At 46.3% G+C, this 21,976-nt stretch carries 16 protein-coding genes and 1 pseudogene; 12 read left to right on the top strand and 5 right to left on the bottom strand.

Annotation, left to right across the window (positions count from 1 at the left end; genetic code table 11):
• Positions 1-64: 64 nt before the first annotated feature.
• From ACQ4M5_RS20615 to ACQ4M5_RS20605, 3 genes are all read left to right on the top strand, one after another.
• Positions 65-2,935 carry an ATP-binding protein gene (locus ACQ4M5_RS20615; RefSeq protein ID WP_430677555.1) on the top strand — a complete coding sequence of 957 codons (2,871 nt, stop codon included), beginning with the start codon at positions 65-67 and terminating at the stop codon, positions 2,933-2,935.
• 564 nt (positions 2,936-3,499) lie between these two features.
• On the top strand, positions 3,500-3,910 hold the full coding sequence (locus ACQ4M5_RS20610) for an IS630 family transposase (protein ID WP_430677568.1): 411 nt from the start codon (positions 3,500-3,502) through the stop codon (positions 3,908-3,910).
• A 543-nt stretch (positions 3,911-4,453) separates the two neighbouring features.
• Positions 4,454-4,762 carry a DUF6679 family protein gene (locus ACQ4M5_RS20605; protein ID WP_058999925.1) on the top strand — a complete coding sequence of 103 codons (309 nt, stop codon included), beginning with the start codon at positions 4,454-4,456 and terminating at the stop codon, positions 4,760-4,762.
• A 315-nt stretch (positions 4,763-5,077) separates the two neighbouring features.
• Here the strand turns inward: ACQ4M5_RS20605 and ACQ4M5_RS20600 are convergent, their stop codons facing one another.
• A complete protein-coding gene (locus ACQ4M5_RS20600; protein ID WP_430677554.1) occupies positions 5,078-5,461 on the bottom strand; it encodes a hypothetical protein in 384 nt (127 codons plus the stop codon).
• Between the two features lie 187 nt (positions 5,462-5,648).
• On the opposite strand from ACQ4M5_RS20600, the gene ACQ4M5_RS20595 reads away from it, so the two are divergent.
• Positions 5,649-6,536 (top strand): class I SAM-dependent methyltransferase, encoded by an 888-nt coding sequence (locus ACQ4M5_RS20595; protein WP_430677553.1) that lies wholly within the window; start codon positions 5,649-5,651, stop codon positions 6,534-6,536.
• A 62-nt stretch (positions 6,537-6,598) separates the two neighbouring features.
• On the opposite strand, the gene ACQ4M5_RS20590 is transcribed toward ACQ4M5_RS20595, so the two are convergent.
• Complete coding sequence (locus ACQ4M5_RS20590; RefSeq protein WP_430677552.1) at positions 6,599-8,056, bottom strand: glycosyltransferase; 1,458 nt, start codon at positions 8,054-8,056, stop codon at positions 6,599-6,601.
• Between the two features lie 317 nt (positions 8,057-8,373).
• A pseudogene (locus ACQ4M5_RS20585) lies at positions 8,374-8,781 on the bottom strand (FKBP-type peptidyl-prolyl cis-trans isomerase); the annotation flags it as partial.
• Positions 8,782-8,872: 91 nt separating this feature from the next.
• Between ACQ4M5_RS20585 and ACQ4M5_RS20580 the strand changes: the two are divergent.
• A complete protein-coding gene (locus ACQ4M5_RS20580) occupies positions 8,873-10,384 on the top strand; it encodes a phytoene desaturase family protein (RefSeq protein WP_430677551.1) in 1,512 nt (503 codons plus the stop codon).
• Positions 10,385-10,414: 30 nt separating this feature from the next.
• Positions 10,415-11,197, top strand: coding sequence for a DUF4058 family protein (locus tag ACQ4M5_RS20575; protein ID WP_430677550.1), 783 nt, complete (start codon positions 10,415-10,417; stop codon positions 11,195-11,197).
• Positions 11,198-11,254: 57 nt separating this feature from the next.
• Here the strand turns inward: ACQ4M5_RS20575 and ACQ4M5_RS20570 are convergent, their stop codons facing one another.
• On the bottom strand, positions 11,255-11,443 hold the full coding sequence (locus tag ACQ4M5_RS20570) for a hypothetical protein (RefSeq protein ID WP_430677549.1): 189 nt from the start codon (positions 11,441-11,443) through the stop codon (positions 11,255-11,257).
• A gap of 44 nt (positions 11,444-11,487) precedes the next feature.
• On the opposite strand from ACQ4M5_RS20570, the gene ACQ4M5_RS20565 reads away from it, so the two are divergent.
• From ACQ4M5_RS20565 to ACQ4M5_RS20545, 5 genes are read left to right on the top strand one after another with little or no spacing between them, the layout of a single operon-like run.
• The gene (locus ACQ4M5_RS20565; RefSeq protein WP_430677548.1) at positions 11,488-12,849 is read left to right on the top strand and encodes an SWIM zinc finger family protein; all 1,362 of its coding nucleotides are present in this window, start codon (positions 11,488-11,490) and stop codon (positions 12,847-12,849) included.
• A complete protein-coding gene (locus ACQ4M5_RS20560) occupies positions 12,839-14,383 on the top strand; it encodes a DUF5691 domain-containing protein (protein WP_430677547.1) in 1,545 nt (514 codons plus the stop codon). Before ACQ4M5_RS20565 ends, ACQ4M5_RS20560 begins: the two co-directional genes overlap by 11 nt.
• 2 nt (positions 14,384-14,385) lie before the next feature.
• Positions 14,386-15,480, top strand: coding sequence for an ATP-binding protein (locus ACQ4M5_RS20555; RefSeq protein WP_430677546.1), 1,095 nt, complete (start codon positions 14,386-14,388; stop codon positions 15,478-15,480).
• A gap of 9 nt (positions 15,481-15,489) precedes the next feature.
• Positions 15,490-17,688 (top strand): DUF5682 family protein, encoded by a 2,199-nt coding sequence (locus ACQ4M5_RS20550; protein WP_430677544.1) that lies wholly within the window; start codon positions 15,490-15,492, stop codon positions 17,686-17,688.
• Positions 17,685-18,833 (top strand): VWA domain-containing protein, encoded by a 1,149-nt coding sequence (locus ACQ4M5_RS20545; protein ID WP_430677543.1) that lies wholly within the window; start codon positions 17,685-17,687, stop codon positions 18,831-18,833. The genes ACQ4M5_RS20550 and ACQ4M5_RS20545 overlap by 4 nt, the downstream gene beginning before the upstream one ends.
• Before the next feature lie 215 nt (positions 18,834-19,048).
• Here the strand turns inward: ACQ4M5_RS20545 and ACQ4M5_RS20540 are convergent, their stop codons facing one another.
• On the bottom strand, positions 19,049-20,506 hold the full coding sequence (locus ACQ4M5_RS20540; protein ID WP_430677542.1) for a glucosaminidase domain-containing protein: 1,458 nt from the start codon (positions 20,504-20,506) through the stop codon (positions 19,049-19,051).
• Between the two features lie 359 nt (positions 20,507-20,865).
• On the opposite strand from ACQ4M5_RS20540, the gene leuB reads away from it, so the two are divergent.
• Positions 20,866-21,945: a 3-isopropylmalate dehydrogenase gene (gene leuB, locus ACQ4M5_RS20535; protein ID WP_430677541.1), complete on the top strand. Its 1,080-nt coding sequence runs from the start codon at positions 20,866-20,868 to the stop codon at positions 21,943-21,945.
• Positions 21,946-21,976 lie beyond the last annotated feature (31 nt).

Raw genomic sequence — 21,976 nt, 5'->3', positions numbered from 1 at the left:
AACGCATTCAGATCAGTCTCTACCGAATGCTTTAATTGAAACAATTTAATCGAGGAGTGTGGAAATGCGACCTCTCTCCCATCGCCTTTCAAATTTCACAAAGCGCTTATCATTACATCCTGTTCTAGTGGTTCCATTTGTTCTACAAATCTCTTTAGCGGTGGGACTAACCGGATGGCTCTCTGTTCGGAATGGACAACAAGCGGTAAACGATGTTGCAAGTCAACTTCGCAGCGAGATCACGGCTCGAATTGAGCAGTACTTAGAAACCTATGTAACAACTCCCCACCAGATTAATCGCGTGAATGCCGATGCGATTCGGCTCAATCAGCTTAATCTGCAAGACTTCGATCAGCTAGAACGACACTTCATCAATCAGATTCAAGTCTTTGAATCGGTGCGAGCAATTTATGTGGGCACTGAACAAGATGGCTCCCATATTGGCGCAGAGCGCGGAGACGATGGCACTCTTCAAGTTAAGGTTTCAGGAGATGCAACCGGGCATGAAGTTCGATTCTACGCGGTTGACCAAAATCTCAGTCGAACAAAACTATTGAAGGCAAAACCGAATTTTAATGCTCGGCTTCGCCCTTGGTATAAAACTGCGGTGCAAAAAGGCAAAGCAAACTGGGGAGAAATCTACAAGTTGTTTGCTGCTCCAACCTATGTACTAAATGCAAGTCTACCGATCTTTGACGATCGTAAAAATCTCGTCGGTGTTGCCGCTGTCGATTTCTCGTTAGAACGAATCAGCAACTTCCTCAAAAGCATGAAAATTGGGCGTTCTGGCGAAACGTTTATCATTGAACGACAAACCGGATTGCTAGTCGCAAATTCAGCGAATCAGCAACCCTATGTCGTTGAAAATCCGTCTGCACCAAAAACAATACAGAAATCGAATCGAGTCAAGGCGACTGATAGTTCTGATCCCTGGACAGGACGCACGACTCAATATCTATTACAACGTTTCGGTAGCTTAAATCAGATTGTCGATCGACAACAACTCGATTTTGAGGTCAACGGTCAGCGGCAGTTTTTACAAGTTGCACCGCTCAAGACCGAACAGGGTTTAGATTGGCTAATTGTCGTCGTTGTTCCTGAATCGGACTTTATGGATCAAATCCAAGCCAATACTCGCACCACAATTTTGCTGTGTATTGGAGCTTTTGGACTTGCAACCCTGTTCGGCATTCTCACCGCTCGTTGGATTACGAAACCGATTCTACGCTTGGGACGTGCCGCTTCTGCGATCGCAAGTGGCGATCTCGATCAAACCGTTTCTATCCACAGCACCAACGAGCTAAACCAGTTAGGACAATCGTTCAATCAAATGGCGGCTCAGTTGCGCGAATCTTTTTCTAAGCTAGAGCGCACCAATGAAGAGCTAGAAGATCGGGTTGCTCAACGAACGACAGAACTTGGTGTTAGGAATGCTCAACTCAAGCAAGCAAAAGAAACGGCTGATGCAGCAAACCTTGCTAAAAGCCAGTTTCTCTCGAATATGAGTCATGAGCTACGAACACCGCTGAATGTGATTCTAGGCTTTACTCAGTTGCTATCTCGTTATCGATCGACAGGTGAAGGAACACTCAGCACCCGTCAAGCAGCTTATTTAGACACGATTAACCGCAGCGGCGAAGATTTACTGGCGCTAATCAACGATGTGCTAGAGATGTCGAAAATTGAAGCGGGTCGAATCACGCTGAACGAATCGGATATCGACCTTTATAGTTTGCTTGATCGATCGCAGCAAATGTTTCAGCTCAAAGCTCAACTCAAAGGCTTGCGGTTGATTTTAGATCGATCGAACAATGTCCCTCGATACATTCATACCGACGAAAGCAAACTGCGCCAGGTGCTTCTAAACCTGCTTGGCAATGCGATCAAATTCACGCAAAGCGGCAGTGTGATGTTGCGGGTCAGAGTGAGCAAAGAAAATCCTGATTTGCGTCTTGCGTTTAGCGTGGAAGATACTGGACCGGGCATTTCTTCAAGCGATCTCGAACTGTTGTTTAAACCCTTTGTACAAACCGAAGCGGGAGTTAAATCTCAGCAAGGAACTGGACTAGGCTTGCCCATTAGTCAAAGATTTGTGCAAATGATGGGCGGAGCGCTAACCGTTAAAAGTGAGTTAGGCAAAGGCGCAATGTTTACCTTTGAGATTCGGACTCGTGCGGTAGAACCCGACACCTTGCCCGTTCAACCCCCATCTCGCGAAGTAATTGGACTAGCACCTGGACAGCGAATCTATCGAATCCTAGTCGTAGAGGACAAAGCAGAAAATCGGCAACTCTTACTCGAATTGCTGACTCCGATCGGGTTTGAAGTACGATCGGTGAATCAGGGTCAAGCCGCGATCGAACTTTTAAGAGACTGGATGCCTGACTTGATCTGGATGGATATGCGAATGCCTGTTTTAGACGGGTATGAAACGACTCGACGCATCAAAGCATTCACTCATCCCGCCCCGATTATCATTGCTCTAACGGGCAGTGCTTTTGAAGAAGATCGGGTCACTGCGCTATCCGCAGGCTGTGATGATTTTGTTCGCAAACCTGTCTATGCAGACGTAATTTTTGAGAAGATGGCAGAGCATTTGGGCGTTCGCTACTGTTATGCAGAAAAAGCCATATCTCAAGCTGGAGTCGTTCCACAAACATACAATCAAAGCACTGTGATCGATACAGGTCTGTCTCCTAGTTTGACACCTTCAGATCTTCAGGAAATGTCGATCGATTGGATCAATCAACTACACGATGCTGCAATGAAAGTGAATGCAACGCAACTCCTTCACTTAATTCAGCAAATTCCTGAATCCAATTCCTCACTAGCGAAAAGCTTAAGCGCCTTGGTTAACAACTACTGCTTTGAAGAAATTGTGGCTGCAATTCCAGATCAAGTAGTCAAAAAACTCCCACCGATGCCCACAAGATAGGCAAAGGTGGTCGATTAAGCATAAGCCCAGTTTTGGTAAATCACGAGATTATGTCTACCGAAACCGCATTTTTGCGTCACCTGAATTTGCAGAGATTGTTCAGGAACCCCCGTCGCTTGATATAGCTCAAGCGTATTTGAATGTGTACAAGCGACTGCTTGGTGTGACACCTAAAATGATTCTTGAACAGCGCAAGGACCAAGAAATAGCGCGAACATGATTGCAGCGCTTGTCACTGTAGAACACCGCTGCACCCCCTTTGACTGCTTAAGTTTGGAACAATTCACTGACTCAGGACTGTTTCATCGCGCCAGAAAGTGAGCCTTCCGCGTTGCTTGAGACCAGCGTTATATTTAGACTGGTTGCGGACGCGGTATTGAGAATTGCCGAGCTAAGACTGTAAAGAAATAATTCAGTATTCGAGCGGTTGCAAAATTTCGTTCTGCAGCAAAAACGACTTGTGTATACACAGTAGTCCAAGCGGGAGGGGTTTAAGCAAACCTTACCGATGACCTGAACCTGATTCGCCAATATGCTCGGCAAGTCCGCCAAGACCTGCGCCCGATTCGCTACTTTGCCGAAGATGAGAGTCGCTTTGGGCTGAAAACATTGCTGGGGCGGGTGATTACAGCTTGTGGAGTCAAACCGATTGGCACATGGCAATGGTTATTCAAAGCCTTCTGGATTTACGGAGCGGTTGAACCTGCAACCGGAGACAGCTTTTTCTTACAGTTTTCACAGGTGGACACGGATTGCTATCAGCAGTTTCTCAACGAATTCTCGCGGCAGTATCCGGACAGTCTGAACATTCTGCAAGTCGATAACGGGCGATTCCACACCAGCAAGGATTTGGTCGTGCCAGAGAACATCATTTTGCTGTTTCAACCGCCTTACTGTCCAGAACTCAACCCGATTGAGCGCTTGTGGCAACATCTCAAAGCACAACTGAAATGGGCATCGCTCAACACCGTTTAATTCGGTATAAGATTTCTTAAAGGATGTGACGTTTCTGCCACATCCTTTTATTTTGTTAATAGGAACGCGCAGAAGAATCGAAATATAGTAAAAATGTTCTATTCAAACAGCGATGGGTTCGCTAAAATAAGAGTAGAATTGAATACCCAACGGGCGGATTGCCTCTGGGAAGGGTTCGGACCCCGAATTCGCCCCCAATCCCCTGTGTTCTCTACCCTCTTGAATTGGGAATCACCATCCATTCAAGCGTTGCGCTCAGTCCCTTTACTGCCTCAACAATGAATTTAAAAGTGTCTCCTCAGTCCCGACTCCCAAGCTGCGACCGTGTTGCGCTTCAAATCCCGTCCTTGGTGAGAGAGCTTTTGCCTGATTCAAAGCTAGGCTTAATGTAATGAATCACCTCCCTTTGGATCAGACCGATTGTTTGTCGATCGCGGCTCATCCGTGAAAATGCGATCGATTCTGTTTAATGGAAGACTGTGGTAAATCTCAAGCTACGGTCTAATTTAGTGAAATTCGAGTAATTCGCTCAGGAGAAGCATAATGCTACACCGCAAGATCTATCAACTCTGTTGTGATGGTCGCGAAGTCTGGATCTTCTTGCGGGATCAACAGCGCTGGATCGAACGCGCCAAAATTCTAGATATCGAAGGAGATTTGGTCACGTTGCGCTACGAAACCGATGAAGAAGACGAAAATTGCTCTTGGGAAGAAATGGTTCGGCTCGAAAGTATTGGGGCTGTGACTCAAAAATTGTCCTCTGTACCGAAAGGATGTGTCGATCCGCTGGTCTCGGATGATTGCCCCGAAGCAGAACAGATTTCTAATCCGTTTGACAAACGCGAAGACTAATCAGCATTGATTCAGAACTTGAAAGAAGGGCATTGCACCCTTCTTTTTTGTTGCTTTTTTTTAGAGATTTGAGAGAGTTATTTCACTGCGGTACAATCCGCCCGTGATTGGAAATCACGGTCTATCGAAACAAAGTCCACTAAAGGGGACTGTAGCTGAATAACAATAGGCATTTCAGTCTGTTTTTAACAGACTTTGTTCCGATAGCCCCGAATTCTATTCGAGGGGCGATTCATGCGATAACCGATTACTGCCAAACCACTCCTTAAAGCCCGATAACTGCTCTCGAATATTCTTCAAAGTTCGTCAATTCGCTCAAAATTTCAACACTTCATCCAACAAATCCCTTGCCGCTTGCGCCTTCACCAGTGCGGCTTGGTGATCGCTATGAGCACGAACTAATTTTGTCAATCCACCGACACCCGTTTTGAGTTGTTCTAAATCTTCGCCGCTCATTAACTCGCCATCAAGCATTCTCAACATCAGCGGCTTGATATCGCCCACTTCTTGCCGAACTTTCTGCAATTTCTCCACGGTGCTCAACAAGGTTTTGAGCGAGTTCAAAATTTCATCAATATCTTGAGGATCTTTTACTGCCTCAGAGGTGCTTTCAGAACTTCCATTTCCAGAATCTACAACTTCCAACTCTTCATCAGGAGTTGTTTCAGAATCATCAATTTGCGCTTTGGTACGTGCCATTTCTGTGATCTCAAAGATTATCTATGTGCGATCGATGCTTCATTCTCGATCCAATTCATTAAAACATTAGACCCGCTTTGAGAATAAATTTTCCAACTGAATTCACAAATTTGATCCACTTTGCGATAGATGCGGGGAAAAGGTCGAACGCGCTAAATCTTCCCAGAGTTCTAGTGAGGAGTTCCCCATGCGTCGATCGCTAAAGTTTCTAAGTATTCTCGCTGCGCTCACTGTTGTTGCAGCCCCCGTTCCAAAGATTCACGCCCAAGAAGCTGAAAAGCCTGGACTGGGTAATCCCGCTGTCCCTTATGTTCCAACTCCTGAAGAGGTTGTGATGGGAATGTTGGAGCTTGCGAATGTGGGACGCGAAGATGTGGTTTACGATTTGGGTTCTGGAGATGGCAGATTAGTGATTACGGCGGCTCAGAAGTTTGGAGCCAGAAGGGGAGTCGGAATTGAAATTAATCCGGGATTGGTGAACAAAAGTCGGGAGAATGCAAAAGAAGCAGGAGTTGGCGATCGCGTTCAGTTCCTCAATCAAGATCTTTTCAAATCTGATTTTCGAGAAGCAACCGTAGTGACGCTGTATCTCTTACCTCGGATTAATCTTGAACTGCGTCCGAAGCTCCTGAGCGAACTGAGACCCGGAAGCCGAGTCGTTTCTCATGCGTTTTCGATGGGAGATTGGCAACCGGATAGACGAGTCACTGTGGATAATCGCACTGCCTATCTCTGGATTATTCCGGCACGAGTCGAAGGTACTTGGACAGGAACACTTTCAACGCAATCAGGACAATCGATTCCTTACAAAATGCAAGTAACGCAGTCGTTCCAGAATGCCCGCGCAATGGCAGAAATTGCTGGTACTACCGTGAGTTTGCCTCAGATTAAATTGGTGGGAGATCGCTTAACATTCGAGCATCGTCAGAAAATCAATGGTCAAGAGATGCGAGTTCGTGTGAATGCTCAGATTGTGAACAACAAATTGCAAGGAACGGCTGAAGTGCTGAGTGCTAATTCAACCGAAACCTTCGCCATGACTGGGACACGAGCTTCAACCAATCAAGGCGGATAAATTGATCTTGGCTGCAATGTTACCCCCTGAGATACTACCCTCTGGATAGACTTCCAGAGGGATTATTTTGCTTCTGGCAATGCTTCCTCTGTCGATCGACGAGTCACCACCCACTCATTATTTCCAACCACATGATCATAGATTGCCGTAATTGCAATTACGCTTTTGAACACACAGTAGAACGGAATAAATAAGCAATAGACCCAATAATCCTTAGCAGGTTGCTTGACTGCATCAGTTCGCACAATCCAAGCTGCTAGAGTTTGCAACGGACCGCTCGCTAACGTGAGAATCGTCATTGTCCAGATATATTCGGGTGCGATGTTCGGTGCTTCTGAACCTGTTAACGCCAAACTAAACGTAATTGGAAAGGCTTGTAATGCGATGAAGTGGAAGCCTGCACTATAGACCAAAAGTAATGTCCAATAGAACTTTTGCCAACCATCTAGCCGCATTGTTCTCAAGATCGTGGCTTGATACTTCAGCGTCACTTCGAGCCAACCTTGTGCCCATCGTTTCCGCTGGAACCAGAACGATCGAACATCCACAGGAGCAAGCTCTGTAACTACGATCGTTGGATCATGCACAATATTGTGACCGCTCAACAAAGTTCTAAAACTCGCGTCAATGTCCTCCGTCAACATACGTGACGAAAACCCAATGCGTTTTAGAACCGAAGTTCTCCAGTAGCCATTCGCCCCACAAAACACGCCCGTATCTACCAGCAAAGATTTGGCAGGATGGCTCACACCGTATATACATTCAAACTCCACCGCAATCATCCGCGTCATGAAGTTCACATCCTGATTGCGAATCACGTTGCGTCCTTGCACTGCGCTATATCGATAATTCGATAACCAGCGCCATGCACGAGTAAAGCAATCCGAATTTGGATGATGATCCGCATCTAGGATTCCGGTTATTTCCCCGGTCACAATTTCTAGAGCCGCATTAATGTTTTGCGCCTTCGATCGACTGCCTTCAACACACAGCAATTTCAACTCCGGATACTGCTCTGCCATTCGTTCCAGTCGGTCTTCCACGGGCAAGCGTTCCGGTCGGTTATACGCCAAAATCACTTCCAAACCGTCTTCAGGACGTTCCACGGTTTTCAGAATGTGTTCCAGCGTTTCGAGAATAATCTGCTGCTCGTTGGGCAGATAGGCTGCCACAATCAGCGAACTTCTTGGAATGTCTCCGCTCGATCGCAATAATGGATAAAGCGGTTGAGTTCTGGGAGAACGCATAAACCGCTGCACCATTCCAAATTTTGGCATCTTGGCGACGTGACCTCGACGATACGTGATCGCCGTTGACACTGCTTCTCCAATCACCACGATCGATGTCACCAGATACAAAACCGGAATCAGAACATGGAGAAACGACAGATCCCAGCCGTTCTCCAGAATGTAGTAATACAGCACCGTCGGTAGACCGATCACGACAAGATGCGTTAAAACAATCTTGTCAAGAATCGGACCGAAGACCGAAACGGGCTTGTGCAGCAGTCCCTTACGCATAACAGTTTTTTAACAACCTAAAAGGGTTCTCAATAGATAGAAACCACGTGTTACAGAAGTTGTCAAATCCGCAGAGGAATAAAATCGACGATCGAATTCACTCAAAACCTTACTGTTTCTACTTTTGAGTGTCTGAGTAAGATTGCTTAGGATGTAGAGCCGTTCTGCTAATAGATTTCTCTCGTAAACAAACAAATCCGGATCACGAGAGAACTTCACATGGTTTTGAACAGATTACGGAATTTTGACAAACAAAACGGCTTTGCGAACAAAAACTTTTGCCACAAAGCCGTATTTTTTCCGATTAATCAGTTTTTCTAACCAATTTCAACCAGTTGGATATCAAAAACTAAATCTTCTCCCGCCAAAGGATGATTTGCATCTAAAGTGATGTCCGCCTCAGAGATGTCCGTAACGACCACCGGAATCGTCCCGCCATCGGGCTGCCGAATTTCTAACTGTTGTCCAACTTCGGGTTGCATTTCGGGCGGCATCTGAGCACGATCGACAATCACGACCATTTCTTCCCGATGCTCGCCGTATGCTTGCTCTGCCGGGATTACTTCTGTTTTTGCATCTCCCGGACTCATTCCCACGACGGCTTTCTCGAATCCTGGAATGATATTGCCATCTCCGATCGTAAATTCTAAGGGTTCTCCATTGGCGGAAGAGTCAAATACTGTACCGTCATCGAGCTTGCCTGTGTAGTGTACGCGGACGGTATCACCTAATTTTGCCTGTGCCATAGTAAATTGTTTCACATCGACAATTCACTTTAACAATAATGATTAGAAATGGAAGAACTCTAGGGTAGAAATGATGCAAAATGCGGACGCGATCGTCATTGGCAGCGGAATCGGTGGACTGGTTGCAGGTGCGTTATTAGCGCGATATGGAAAGTCAGTGATTGTCTGTGAAAGTCACACCATTGCAGGAGGAGCAATTCACAGCTTTTCGCGGCAAGGATTCCATTTTGATTCAGGTGCATCGTTTTACTGTGGATTGAGCGATCCAAATTCTGTAAATCCATTGCGTCAAGTATTAGATGCTTTGGGCGAATCGGTCGAAGCGGTTCCTTATGATCCGTTTGGACATTACCACTTTCCCGATGCGACGCTTCCGGTGTATGGAAATTTGGAAAAGTATCGATCGACAATTTCCCAAATCTCTCCCCAAGGTGCGATCGAGCTTGTCGAACTCGAAAAACGTTTCCTCGCGCTCTACGAAGGCTTACGAGGCATTCCAACTTTAGCGCTTAGAGCCGATTGGAAGTTAGCCCCGATCTTGATTTCTCGGTATCTCCCCTCGCTTCTCAAATTGCTTCCCAATCTGGGAATGATTCAAGCTTCGGTTGGCGACTTGATGGATCAAACAATTCGTGATCCTTGGGTGCGGCGATTAATCGATTTAGAGTGTTTCTTGCTTTCTGGACTTAAAGCACATGGCACGATTGCACCTGAAGTTGCGTTTATGTTTGGAGAAAGAACGCGATCGGTAATTGATTATCCAATCGGTGGAAGTGGCTCGATCGTAGATGCTCTGATTCGCGGCTTAGAGAAATGGGGCGGCACACTCAGACTAGGAACACACGTTGAAAAGATTTTGGTCGAATCTGGGAAAGTTCGCGGCGTTCGATTGCGGAATGGAGAGGAATTATTGGCATCGATCGTCATTTCCAATGCAACAATTTGGGACACTTATTCTCAATTGCTAGAACCAAACGATCTTCCAAAGTCTTACCGACAGAATGCACTAAAAACACCTGCGATCGATAGCTTTATGCACCTGCACTTAGGCATTCGAGCAGACGGATTAGCAGATTTGACCGGGCATCATGTCGTGGTACATGACGATCGAGATATTACCGTCCCCGGAAATACCTGCATGATTTCAATTCCGTCTGTTTGGGATGCGAACCTTGCTCCTGCGGATCATCATGTGGTTCATGCCTACACTTTGGAGCCGTTTGATGGCTGGATCAAAGATTCGGGATACGAAGAGAAAAAGAAAGCGCGATCGCACTCTCTCTTCAAAGCAGTTCAGAAAGTCATTCCAGATTTGAGCGATCGTATTGTTCTAGAACTAATTGGAACTCCGTTAACTCATGCTCGTTACTTGCGAAGATATCAAGGAACTTACGGAGCAGGAATTCCAGCCGGACAAGGTTTGTTTCCGAGTTGTCACACTCCGATTCAGAATCTTTACCGAGTTGGAGATAGTACGATGCCTGGGATTGGAGTGCCTGCGGTGGCGGCTTCGGGAATTTTGTGTGCAAATACGATCGTTGATCCTGCTCAAACGATCGAACTGGTCGATTTGCTGAAATAAGATAGAACTATCAGCAGTGATGGAGAATTTATGCCTTCCCCGTTTCCTGGCATGGACCCTTATCTAGAATATCCTGCGTTCTGGTCTTCGTTTCATACCCGATTCATTGTCGCGATCGCGGATGCGATCGAACCTCAATTGAGTTCCAACTACTACGTTGAAGTAGAGTCGCGAACCTATCAAAGCGAAGCGGGTGAAGAGATTTTGATTGGAATTCCCGATGCGATCGTCTTTGCTGAGAAATCCAATCGATCTGCTGGTTCAACTTCTGAAACTGCGGTTGCTACTCAGCCTGAAACTGTTTTCGTTCCGTTGCCAATTGAAGTAAAAGAACGCTATTTAGAAGTGCGAGAAATGGGCACAGATGATGTGATTGCTGTAATCGAATTGCTATCACCAACCAACAAACGCGCAAAAGATGGACGGGCAGAATATGAAAAGAAGCGACGGCAAATTTTGAGTAGCCAAACTCATTTAGTGGAAATTGATCTACTTCGAGCTGCAAAACCAATGGCAATGCAAGGAGTTCAAACCCCTTCACCCTATCGAATTCTCATCAGTCGAAGTTCTGAACGTCCACGCGCAAATTTGTATGCAGTGATGCTCGATCAAGCTCTGCCGAATCTTCCAATCCCGCTCAAAGCTGGAGAAACTGAACCGATCGTAGAACTCCAAACTGTGTTTACTCAGGTCTACGATCGCGCTCGATATCGTAGTCGCATTGATTACACACAACCTTTACCGCCTCCGATGCTCTCTCAGGCTGATCAACACTGGGTTGAAACTATCTTGGCATCTATCCGTGAACAGTAAATTGGGACTGTAAGAGGTTTCCCACAGTCCCAATCCTTTAGGCGGTAATTCGAGCAATCACCCCCGCTCCAACCGTGTACCACCTTCGCGAATGGCAAATTGCATTCCGGGTTCGATCGCGATCGCATCTTGAAGCCCGATCGACAATTTCACTCGATCTCCTGGCATCACCATCTCGATCGCACGACCATCATCAGAGCGGTACGTATAAAGAACTTGAAAAGATTTATTCAGGGGAGTTTCCAAATTGGTACAGAAATACTATTATTTGAATTAAAGGAAAAACACGGATGGCGATCGCGCCCCGTGACGAGTATCAGGAAGAACAATCCCAAACATCTTGTGGAGTAACTATGCCGTGGACATCTGAACAGGTGTTAGCTCTTGCCCCAGATGCGTCCTCAGCAAAGAACGGGCGAGGATTAGCAACCTTAAGTAAATGGACTGCTTTGGGGAGCCATGAAACTTTTATTTGGGGAGAATGTCAGGGAAGCGGCAAGAATCCTTATCGAACTCAGATTAATCTCAGCGAACCTGCGTTTCGGTGTAGCTGTCCGAGTCGGAAATTTCCTTGTAAGCATGGGTTGGGATTGTTTTTGATTCTGGCAGAACAATCGAATCAGATTTTGGAAAGTGAGCCGCCTGATTGGGTGACGGATTGGATTGGGAGTCGATCGCAAAAAGCAGAGAAGCAGGCACAGAAGAAAGAACAATCCGCTGATCCAATTGCTCAAGCAAAAAGAGCGGCAGCCCGTCAAGATAAAGTCAGTGCGGGAATCCAAGAGTTACGACTGTGGCTAGAAGATCGAATTCGACAAGGACTGATCGCAGTTCAACAAGACTCTTATCAAGTGTGGGATAGTATTGCAGCCCGAATGGTGGATGCTCAAGCACCCGGACTGGCTCGAAGATTGAGAGATTTAGCGGGTATTGTTCACCTTGGTTCAAGTGGTCATCAACTGTTACTTGAACAATTAGGACAGCTTTATTTGATTACAGAAGGGTATCAGCGAATTGAAAGCTTACCTCCAGAAGTTCAAGCCGATTTAAGAACTCAAATTGGTTGGACAATGAGCCAAGAAGAAGTTCTGAAAGAGCCTTCGCAAACTGATCTTTGGCTGGTAGTGGGACAACGAACCGAAGTTGAGGAACGCTTGAAAGTTCGACGCACTTGGCTCTTTGGAATTCAATCCAATCGATTTGCATTGTTATTAGATTTTGCACATGGTAATCAACCGTTTTCCGAACATTGGATCAGTGGAACTTGCTTAGAAGCAGAAATCGTGTTCTATCCTAGTGCTTATCCTTTGAGAGCATTAATCAAAGCTCGACAGGAAGCGGCTCAATTGACAAGAGCACCTTTAGGAATGAGTGTTTCAGAAGCAATTGGAAAGTATGGAAGCGCGATCGCACAATGCCCCTGGATCGAACAAATGCCCATGATTCTATCCTCTGTAATTTTGGTGAGAGATCGAGATTGCTGGATGCTTCGAGATGCTGAAGAACACTATCTCCCTTACCGCTCAGACACGGATAATTGGACACTTTTAGCGCTCAGTGGTGGACATTCATTCACTGCGTTCGGAGAGTGGAACGGCAAAGAATTTCGATTACTGAGTAGCTGGATAGGAGACGAACTCTATGGACTCTAACTTGTGGAAAGAGATCACCTCAGCCGCATTGCTGGGTACAGAACGACAGCCCTTCAAGTCGATCGTAACATCGGGCAAACTCGGACAGATTTTGCAGATGGATGAAACACGATCGTCTGAATCCGCTTTGCTCCTGTCTGCCGGAATTCTTTCGCTCTATCAACAGGCTGGACAGCAACCCCAGAAAGATTCGACAGTTCCATTTCCTGCTTGCGACCTGAATGATCAGCCTTGTTGTCGTCCTCGTGCTGCTAGTTTTCTACAGCAAATTCTTGAATCAGGAAGCACTCATTCTGAGCATTTATCGGAATGGTTAGAGCTTGCAGCACAAAAAGAACAGAGAGTTCCAGAGCAATGTTTATCTCGCCTTTTGACACTAGCAGCATCAGGTAATCGACTACAGAAAATTTTACCGATTCTGGGAGAGCGAGGACGTTGGTTAGCGGCTCAAAATTCAGAGTGGAATACTGCGATCGACCCTTTCACCGAGATTGATTGGGAGACCAGTACGGAAAAGGCTCGACGGGTCTATCTCAGACAATTGCGACAAGTTCAACCTGATCAAGCGAGAGAGCTTTTACAGTCTACTTGGAAAGAGGAATCGGCAGAGGTAAGAACTCAGTTCCTTGAAGTTCTCCACATCGAATTAAGTATGGCAGATGAGCCATTTTTAGAAGAGCAACTCAACGATCGTAGTAAAGCGGTTCGACGGAAAGCCGCTGATTTGCTGGTTCGCTTACCGGATTCGCGATATTGCGATCGCATGATTCAGCGTCTCACTCCATTGATCAAACCAAAATCAAATGTGATCAAACCAAAATCAAATGCGATCGAGATTACTGTTCCAGCATCTTGTGATAGTTCCATGCAGCGAGATGGACTTGAGCCAAAACCGCCAAGCAACAAACAATATGGAAATAAAGCTTGGTGGTTATTACAGTTAGTTGCTGCAACTCCATTAACAGTTTGGCAAACTCAATCAGGTTTGATGAACCTTGCAACCATCGTTGAGCAAGGGAAAAGAAGCGAATGGTACACCGCTCTGAGAGAAGGTTGGCAACAAGCCGCAAAAGCTCAAAACAGCGCGGAATGGGCGCAAGTTCTACTGCAAGATTCTAAATTTGCGATGGATACTACGAATTTACGATCGCTCCTAGAAATATTACAGCCTGAACAGCGCGATCACTGGCTCTGTCAACTCTTTGAGAAAACCCCAAGTGGCATCAGAGATCCCTATATTTTCGTTGTCGTTGAAGAACTAGGAAAAATCGACTCGTACTGGAGTGAACAATTAGCACAGCACTTTCTAGAAAGTCTGTCTACTCATGTTACTGAGTTTGAGTTCTACTGGGAATTAGAGCGCCGTCTGAAAGGATGGACAAGGCGATTTCCCAGGAGCATCATTCCTAGCGCGATCGTGCAGTTGGAGAACATGATCAAAGATGACTTACCCGCCTATACACAAGCAGCCTTGAACTTTGCGATCGCAATTCTAAAATTCCGTCAAGACATGATTCAATCCTTCGAGAACTAACAATGGCAAAAACAAAAGTGGCTACCTTACTCCGTCAACACGCCGAACAACAATTCGCACAGGAGCTTGATGAACTCTCGAAAGCGGATTCTCGCCAACGTCCGCCGAACTGGAAGCTTTCACCTTGGGCAGTTTCTACCTATCTTATGGGTGGAAAGTTAGACAATGGCTTTGAAGTGATTCCGAAATATATTGGCAATCGGCGACTGATGGAAGTTGCGATCGCAACTCTCGCAACCGATCGCGCTCTTCTGCTCTACGGTGTTCCGGGCACTGCAAAATCTTGGGTGTCTGAACATTTAGCCGCTGCTATTTCTGGCGATTCGACTTTGCTAATTCAAGGAACGGCAGGAACAAGCGAAGAAGCAATTCGGTACGGATGGAACTATGCACGATTGTTAGCTGAGGGACCTTCGATGAATGCGTTAGTCGCGAGTCCGATGATGCGATCGATGTCTGACGGTAAGATGGCTCGAATCGAGGAATTAACGCGAATTCCGTCAGATGTGCAAGATACGCTGATCACGATTTTGTCTGAGAAAATCTTACCGATTCCTGAACTGAATGCAGAAATTCAGGCGAATAAGGGCTTTAATGTGATTGCAACGGCGAATAATCGCGATCGAGGTGTGAATGAACTATCGAGCGCTCTAAAACGCCGATTTAACACTGTGATTCTACCTGTTCCCGATAGCATTGAAGCCGAGGTTAAAATTGTTCGGCAACGAGTTGAAAGTCTAGGACGGGCGCTAGAATTACCTGCGGAAGTTCCTGCGCTTGAAGAAATTCAGCGAGTGGTAACAATCTTTCGAGAACTTCGGAATGGGATGACAAGTGATGGCAAAACGAAGCTGAAATCACCATCGGGAACATTAAGCACCGCAGAAGCAATTTCGGTCGTGAACAGTGGAATGGCGCTTTCGGCTCACTTTGGTGATGGATCTTTGAAAGCAAGCGATCTAGTTTCTGGATTGGTTGGGGCAGTCGTGAAAGATCCTGTTCAAGATCAAGTGATTTGGAAAGAATATCTTGAAACCGTTGTGAAAGAGCGGGATGGTTGGAAAGATCTGTATCGCGCCAGTCGGGAAATGCTCTAGGAGCAAACTATGTCAATCCATGTTTTTGGAATTCGTCATCACGGTCCTGGTTCTGCTCGTAGCTTGCGTCAAGCCCTGGAAACCTTGCAACCGGACATTGTTTTAGTCGAAGGTCCACCCGATGCAGAATCACGCCTACCTTTGTTGATTCATGCTGAGATGCGTCCTCCGGCTGCTTTATTGCTCTACGTTGTGGATCATCCAGAGCAAGCTGTTTACTATCCGTTTGCAGTCTTTTCTCCAGAGTGGCAAGCGATTCAGTATGGACTACAGCAGCAAATCCCAGTACGGTTTATGGATTTGCCGCAGTCTCATCAGTTTGCACTCGCTCAAACTCAACCGGAATTAGAGCGATCGACAAAAATTGATCCCCTGAATCTACTCGCTGAAGCCGCAGGCTACCAAGATGGCGAACGCTGGTGGGAACATCTCGTCGAACAACGGCAAGAGAGTACCGAGCTATTTACTGCAATTTTAGAAGCAATGACAGTTTTGCGGAATGAAGTTCAATCGGAAGGTGAATCGATCGAGAATTATCGAGAAGCTTTTATGCGAAAAACAATCCGCGAAGCTGAAAAACAAGGATTCCAAAACATTGCCGTGGTGTGTGGAGCTTGGCACAGTCCTGCTTTAGTGAAGATGCCGCCTGCAAAAGAAGATACTGCACTGCTCAAAGGATTACCAAAACTGAAAGTCGAAACAACTTGGGTTCCTTGGACTTATGGGCGCTTGTCGATGAGTAGCGGCTATGGTGCAGGCATTCATTCTCCAGGTTGGTATCATCATCTCTGGAAACAAGGAGAACGAAAGAATGCTTCGACTTTGAATAGTTCAATTCGTTGGATGACGCAGGTTGCAAGACTGTTGCGTAAACAAGATTTAGATGCTTCTTCTGCGAGTGTGATCGAAGCAGTTCGACTCGCAGAAAGTTTGGCAGCATTACGCGATCGCGCTCTTCCCGGTTTAGAAGAACTCAATGAAGCAACTCAAACAGTTCTCTGCTTCGGTGATTCACTTCCCATGCAGTTAATCCATCAGCAGTTAATTGTAGGAGAACGACTGGGCAAAGTTCCTGATGAAACTCCGATGGTTCCGCTGCAACAGGATCTTCAGAAGCAACAGAAACGATTGAGACTCAAGCCTGAAGCGATCGAAACGAATTTAGAATTGGATTTACGCAAAGCAACGGATTTAGATCGATCGCAGTTTCTCCATCGATTGCTGCTTCTTGGTCTTCCTTGGGGCAAAACTCAAGCTGTGAAAGGGAAGGGAACCTTCCGAGAATCTTGGCGATTGCACTGGAAACCGGAATTTACCTTGAAATTGATCGAGGCAGGCATTTGGGGAAATACGATCGAAGATGCTTCCAGTGCTCTAACCTGCGATCGAGCAAATCGGGCGAATCTTCCAGAGTTAACCAAGCTGATTGATCAAACCTTGCTGGCAAACTTACCGATCGCAATTTCGCATTTGATGACTCGGTTAGAATCGGAAGCCGCGATCGCATCAGATATGACGCATCTCATGGAAGCTCTACTGCCATTGGTGAACATCATTCGCTATGGGAATGTGCGCCAGTTTGATGCTCAAATCGTTCAGCACGTTGTTGATGGATTGATTGCTCGGATTTGCATTGGTTTACCGATCGCAGTTAGCAGCTTAGATGATGATGCCGCTGCTAAGTTCTATGAGTTGATTATCTTAGTAAATAGTGCGATCGCATTGCTACAGAACAATGAAGCTTTAGAGACATGGCGGCAAGTATTAGCAACGCTCTCAGACCAAAAAGGATTACATGGATTGCTTGCAGGTCGTTGCTGTCGATTGTTATTTGAAGCAAATTTCTTTGATACTGAAGAAACATCAAGACGATTAGGACTTGCACTTTCAACGGCAACTGAACCCGCTCAAGCTGCGGCTTGGATTGAAGGATTTCTTTCAGGCAGTGGACTATTGTTATTGCATAATCTTGAACTTTGGAATGTTGTCGATCGATGGATTATTCAACTACCATCCGAAACATTCATTGCCATTCTGCCATTGTTACGTCGAACCTTTTCAACATTCGCACCTGCTGAACGGCGACAGATGGGCGAGCAAGTTCGACAGGGAGAAACAACTGTTCAAACGCAGATCAGTGAATTAAATGTCGATCGAGCCGATGCGATTCTGCCTTTACTTGCTCAATTGTTAGGAGTTCAATCATGAGTGCTGAAACAGAACGATTACGACGCTGGCGATTGCTATTAGGGGGAGGAGCAGCAGATGGCATTGCAATCCCAGGCGGATTAAGTACTGGAGATCAAGCGATCGACCAAACGCTTGAAGCACTCTATGACAGCGATCGATCCGGTGGGCTGGGTGCGTCTTCTCCCAAAGTGGCACGATGGCTCGGAGATATTCGCACTTATTTCCCTACCTCAGTCGTTAAAGTCATGCAGCAAGACGCTCTAGAGCGTTTGAATTTGCGCCAAATGCTGCTCGAACCGGAACTATTAGAAGCTGTTGAGCCTGATGTTCACCTCGTCTCGAATCTATTGTCTCTGAGCAATGTGATGCCCGGAAAGACCAAAGAGACTGCACGAATTGTCGTTCGTCGAGTCGTTGAAGAATTGATCCGAAAACTTGAAAATCCAACTCGTCAAGCTGTTCTTGGCAGTCTTAATCGTGCTATTCGGAACAATCGCCCACGTCATTCTGAAATCGATTGGCATCGAACAATTCGAGCGAATCTAAAACACTATCAACCAGAGTACAAAACGATCATTCCTGAGCGTCGAATCGGTTTCGGGCGCAAGCGATCGGCATTGCGAAACATTATTCTCTGTGTTGATCAAAGCGGCTCGATGGCAACTTCTGTCGTTTATGCTGGGATTTTTAGTGCAGTTCTGGCTTCTCTTCCTGCGGTTAAAACCAATCTCGTTGTGTTTGATACGGCTGTGGTTGACTTAACTGAAATGCTGCAAGATCCCGTCGAAGTTCTGTTTGGAACACAGTTAGGCGGCGGAACGGATATCAATCAAGCCTTGTCTTACTGTCAGGGATTGGTCAGACAACCCCAGGAAACAATCTTAGTGCTAATCAGTGATTTGTATGAAGGGGGCAATCAAACAGAGATGAGAAAGCGCATGAGTTCGATCGTGTCATCAGGCATTCAATTCATTACGCTTCTCGCGCTGAATGATGATGGCGCACCCTACTATGATCACAGCAATGCAAAATTTCTTGGATCTCTAGGTGTTCCTGCATTTGCTTGCACTCCCGATCTATTTCCTGATTTGATGGCAGCCGCGATCAATCGTCAGGATTTAGCTCAATGGGCAGCTACACAAGAAATTGCGATCGCATCTTAGAGAACACTTTAAAGCGCATAAATAAGAAGCTTCGCTGCGTTGCTGTTCGCCCGTGATTGGAAATCACGGTCTATCGAAACGAAGTCCACTGAAGGGGACTACAATTCAATGACAGCAAACTCTTCAATCTGTTTCTAACAGACTTTGTTTCGATAGCCCCGAATTCTATTCGAGGGGCGACTTGTGCAATAAACGATCGCTTCTTAAACACCCTCCTAACTTAATCGATCGAATTGATATTGATAAAGCTGTTTCAAAGTTGAAATGAGCTTTCGGGAATAGAGCGGATCGGCAGAATAGAACGCGCCTAACTGTTCCACTTGCGGAGCAATGCCTCGTGCAATGAAGCGAAATCTTGGAGTGACCGATTCTTGGGTGAATGGCTCTGTACTGGCGTAAGTTTTTAACATCTGAATATGAGCACGAACACCCGTTCTCGCATTTGGAAAAGTTGCGGTATCGGAAGCTCCCACTTCTCTCAAAGCCGCAAAATTGTTCTGAGTTGGTTGTACAGTATTGCCAAAGCGAAAAAAATTGGTTTCTAACAACGCTTGAGTGAATGCAATATCCGGATTCACACCTTCGATCGAAGCTTCTTCTAAATACAAATCGATAATTTGAGGAAAAGTTTTCAGCGCTTGTGGATTGTTCTGCTGTAAAAAAGCTTGGATCGTTGCTTTTGACAGATATCCGCGTCCCATCACGCGCCCAATTCGAGTGGGAGTTTTGGTTTGTAGCACGAGTGTTCGTTCTGGCTGATTCCAACCGACAACAACGCCTGCATTACGTAAATCGATTGCTCTTACATAAGTCGTATTGCGATAAGTGACTAATTGCGCTGTTCCAGGACGATTAAAATTGATCGCTCCGTTAAGTAATGCGATCGGTAAATAAGCATTGCCTCCTAAAACAAAGCCTTGATTCTCAGAAAGTTCTCCATTCAAGCGAATCCGAATCGGAACTTGGGCAGTAGTCGATCGCGCTTGAGCAGGTTTTGGTGCAAGTCCATTCGCGATTCCTTGTGCGATCGCAGTTGAGCGATTCAACAAAATCGTGCGATCTTGTGGACTGGTCGAAAATCCGATCGACAATACGATCGCTGGAATCCGAAGCTGACGCACAAACGGAAGACGACCAAATGCAGTTTCGGTATCCGGTCGCACTCCTCGACTGACCAAATTTGGAACCGTGACCACAATCCGCTGAATCAGGTCTTGAGCTTGCTGTTGCCGCTTCAAATCTCCTGCTCGATAAAATGCTGCTGTCCCTCTCGCATCCGGATTCAGAAACGCATCTGTTTGCAGCGATAACGCCAGAGTGCCAGGAATTGCACGTCGATTAATCCACGCGATCGCACCCGTTGAATCGAGTCCGGGCGGCACAATCTGAACCGTTAACCCTCTCGATCGCAGTTCTGCCGCCACCTGATTTTGTACTTTGACCAATGCCGCCTGAAGTTGTGGATTACTCGCCCTAGACGGTGTGAATAGAATCATTTGCCGAATCTCTTCCGTCTCTCGCTGTGCTGGATTCGGGCGCGTTGAATCGGGCGATACTTGCGTCGATCGCTCCGGAGTCACTGCTCGATCGATCTGCGCTTGAGCAATTAAGTTTTGACAAAATTGGGTTTCGACACGACTATCCTCCGGGCAGTGATTCGACTCGAAAATCATGTGGCACTTTTGCGATGTTGACTGTCTTTCTCGTTCTGGTAGAGAAACAAGAAAGATGACCAACCGAAACGACGTTAACGATTACATCCTGATTGATCACGCGAAAATAATCGAATTTACAATAATCCGATTTCTCTTATCCCATCTACGCGGCGAGTCGGCTTCGACGGGAAAAATACGTGCAAAAAATAGCATTAAGATTTCTCATCTTATGACCTTCACGGATCTAAATTGTTCCAAAGCCCTGAAACGGCGGCGATTTGTCTTATCGATCGTCTTCTGAAGTTAAACCCAAGAGTTTCAGAGAATTCCTTTGCTTTTAGCGATATGATACTCTCCGCAGACTTGAGAAACGCGCCATGACACAGCAGTATCGAATCACACTTCTTCCCGGTGACGGCATTGGACCTGAAATCATGTCGATCGCCGTTCGCGTCCTCAAAACCATCGGTGAAAAGTTTGATCTGAACTTCGAGTTTCAAGAAGCGCTGATCGGAGGTTCTGCGATCGATGCGACTGGCGAACCGCTCCCTGCTGCCACACTCGAAACTTGCAAAAATAGCGATGCGGTCTTACTCGCGGCAATTGGCGGCTACAAATGGGATTCTCTCCCGCGTCATTTGCGTCCTGAAACCGGATTATTAGGACTACGATCGGGCTTACAGTTGTTCGCAAATCTTCGACCTGCAACGATTCTGCCGCAACTGATTGATGCCTCTACTCTAAAGCGCGAAGTCGTAGAAGGGGTCGATATCATGGTCGTGCGGGAACTAACAGGCGGAATTTATTTCGGTCAGCCACGCGGTGTATTTACGACTGAAACAGGCGAAAAACGCGGTGTGAATACAATGGCTTACACCGAATCAGAAATCGATCGAATTGGTAGAGTCGCCTTTGAAACCGCTCAGAAACGATCGAAGCGTCTTTGCTCAGTTGATAAAGCGAATGTTCTGGAAGTCTCACAATTCTGGCGCGATCGCATGATTGCGTTATCGAGTGAATATCCCGATGTTGAACTAACGCATCTCTACGTGGATAATGCTGCGATGCAACTGGTTCGCGCGCCAAAACAGTTCGATACAATCGTCACCAGCAATCTATTCGGAGACATCCTCTCAGATGCGGCGGCAATGTTAACGGGCAGTATTGGAATGTTGCCTTCTGCGAGTTTAGGCGCGTCGAATCCGGGTGTGTATGAGCCTGTTCATGGTTCCGCTCCCGACATTGCTGGACAAGATAAAGCGAATCCGTTGGCACAAGTTCTTAGTGCTGCAATGATGCTTCGATACAGTTTTGATCAAGCGGAAGCTGCAACACATATCGAGCAAGCCGTTTTGAAAGTTCTGGATCAGGGCTATCGGACTGGGGACATTATGTCTGAGGGTAAAACGCTTGTTGGGTGTCAAGCGATTGGGGATGCTCTTGTCGCGGCTCTTTAGGGATTTGTAGACGTTGGTGTGTTCGTTCATC

It is taken from the genome of Leptolyngbya sp. AN10 (assembly GCF_050565645.1).
Lineage (GTDB): Bacteria > Cyanobacteriota > Cyanobacteriia > Leptolyngbyales > Leptolyngbyaceae > Leptolyngbya.
Note: the sequence above shows the minus strand (reverse complement) of the source record. Positions and strands in the feature narration are given on the sequence as shown.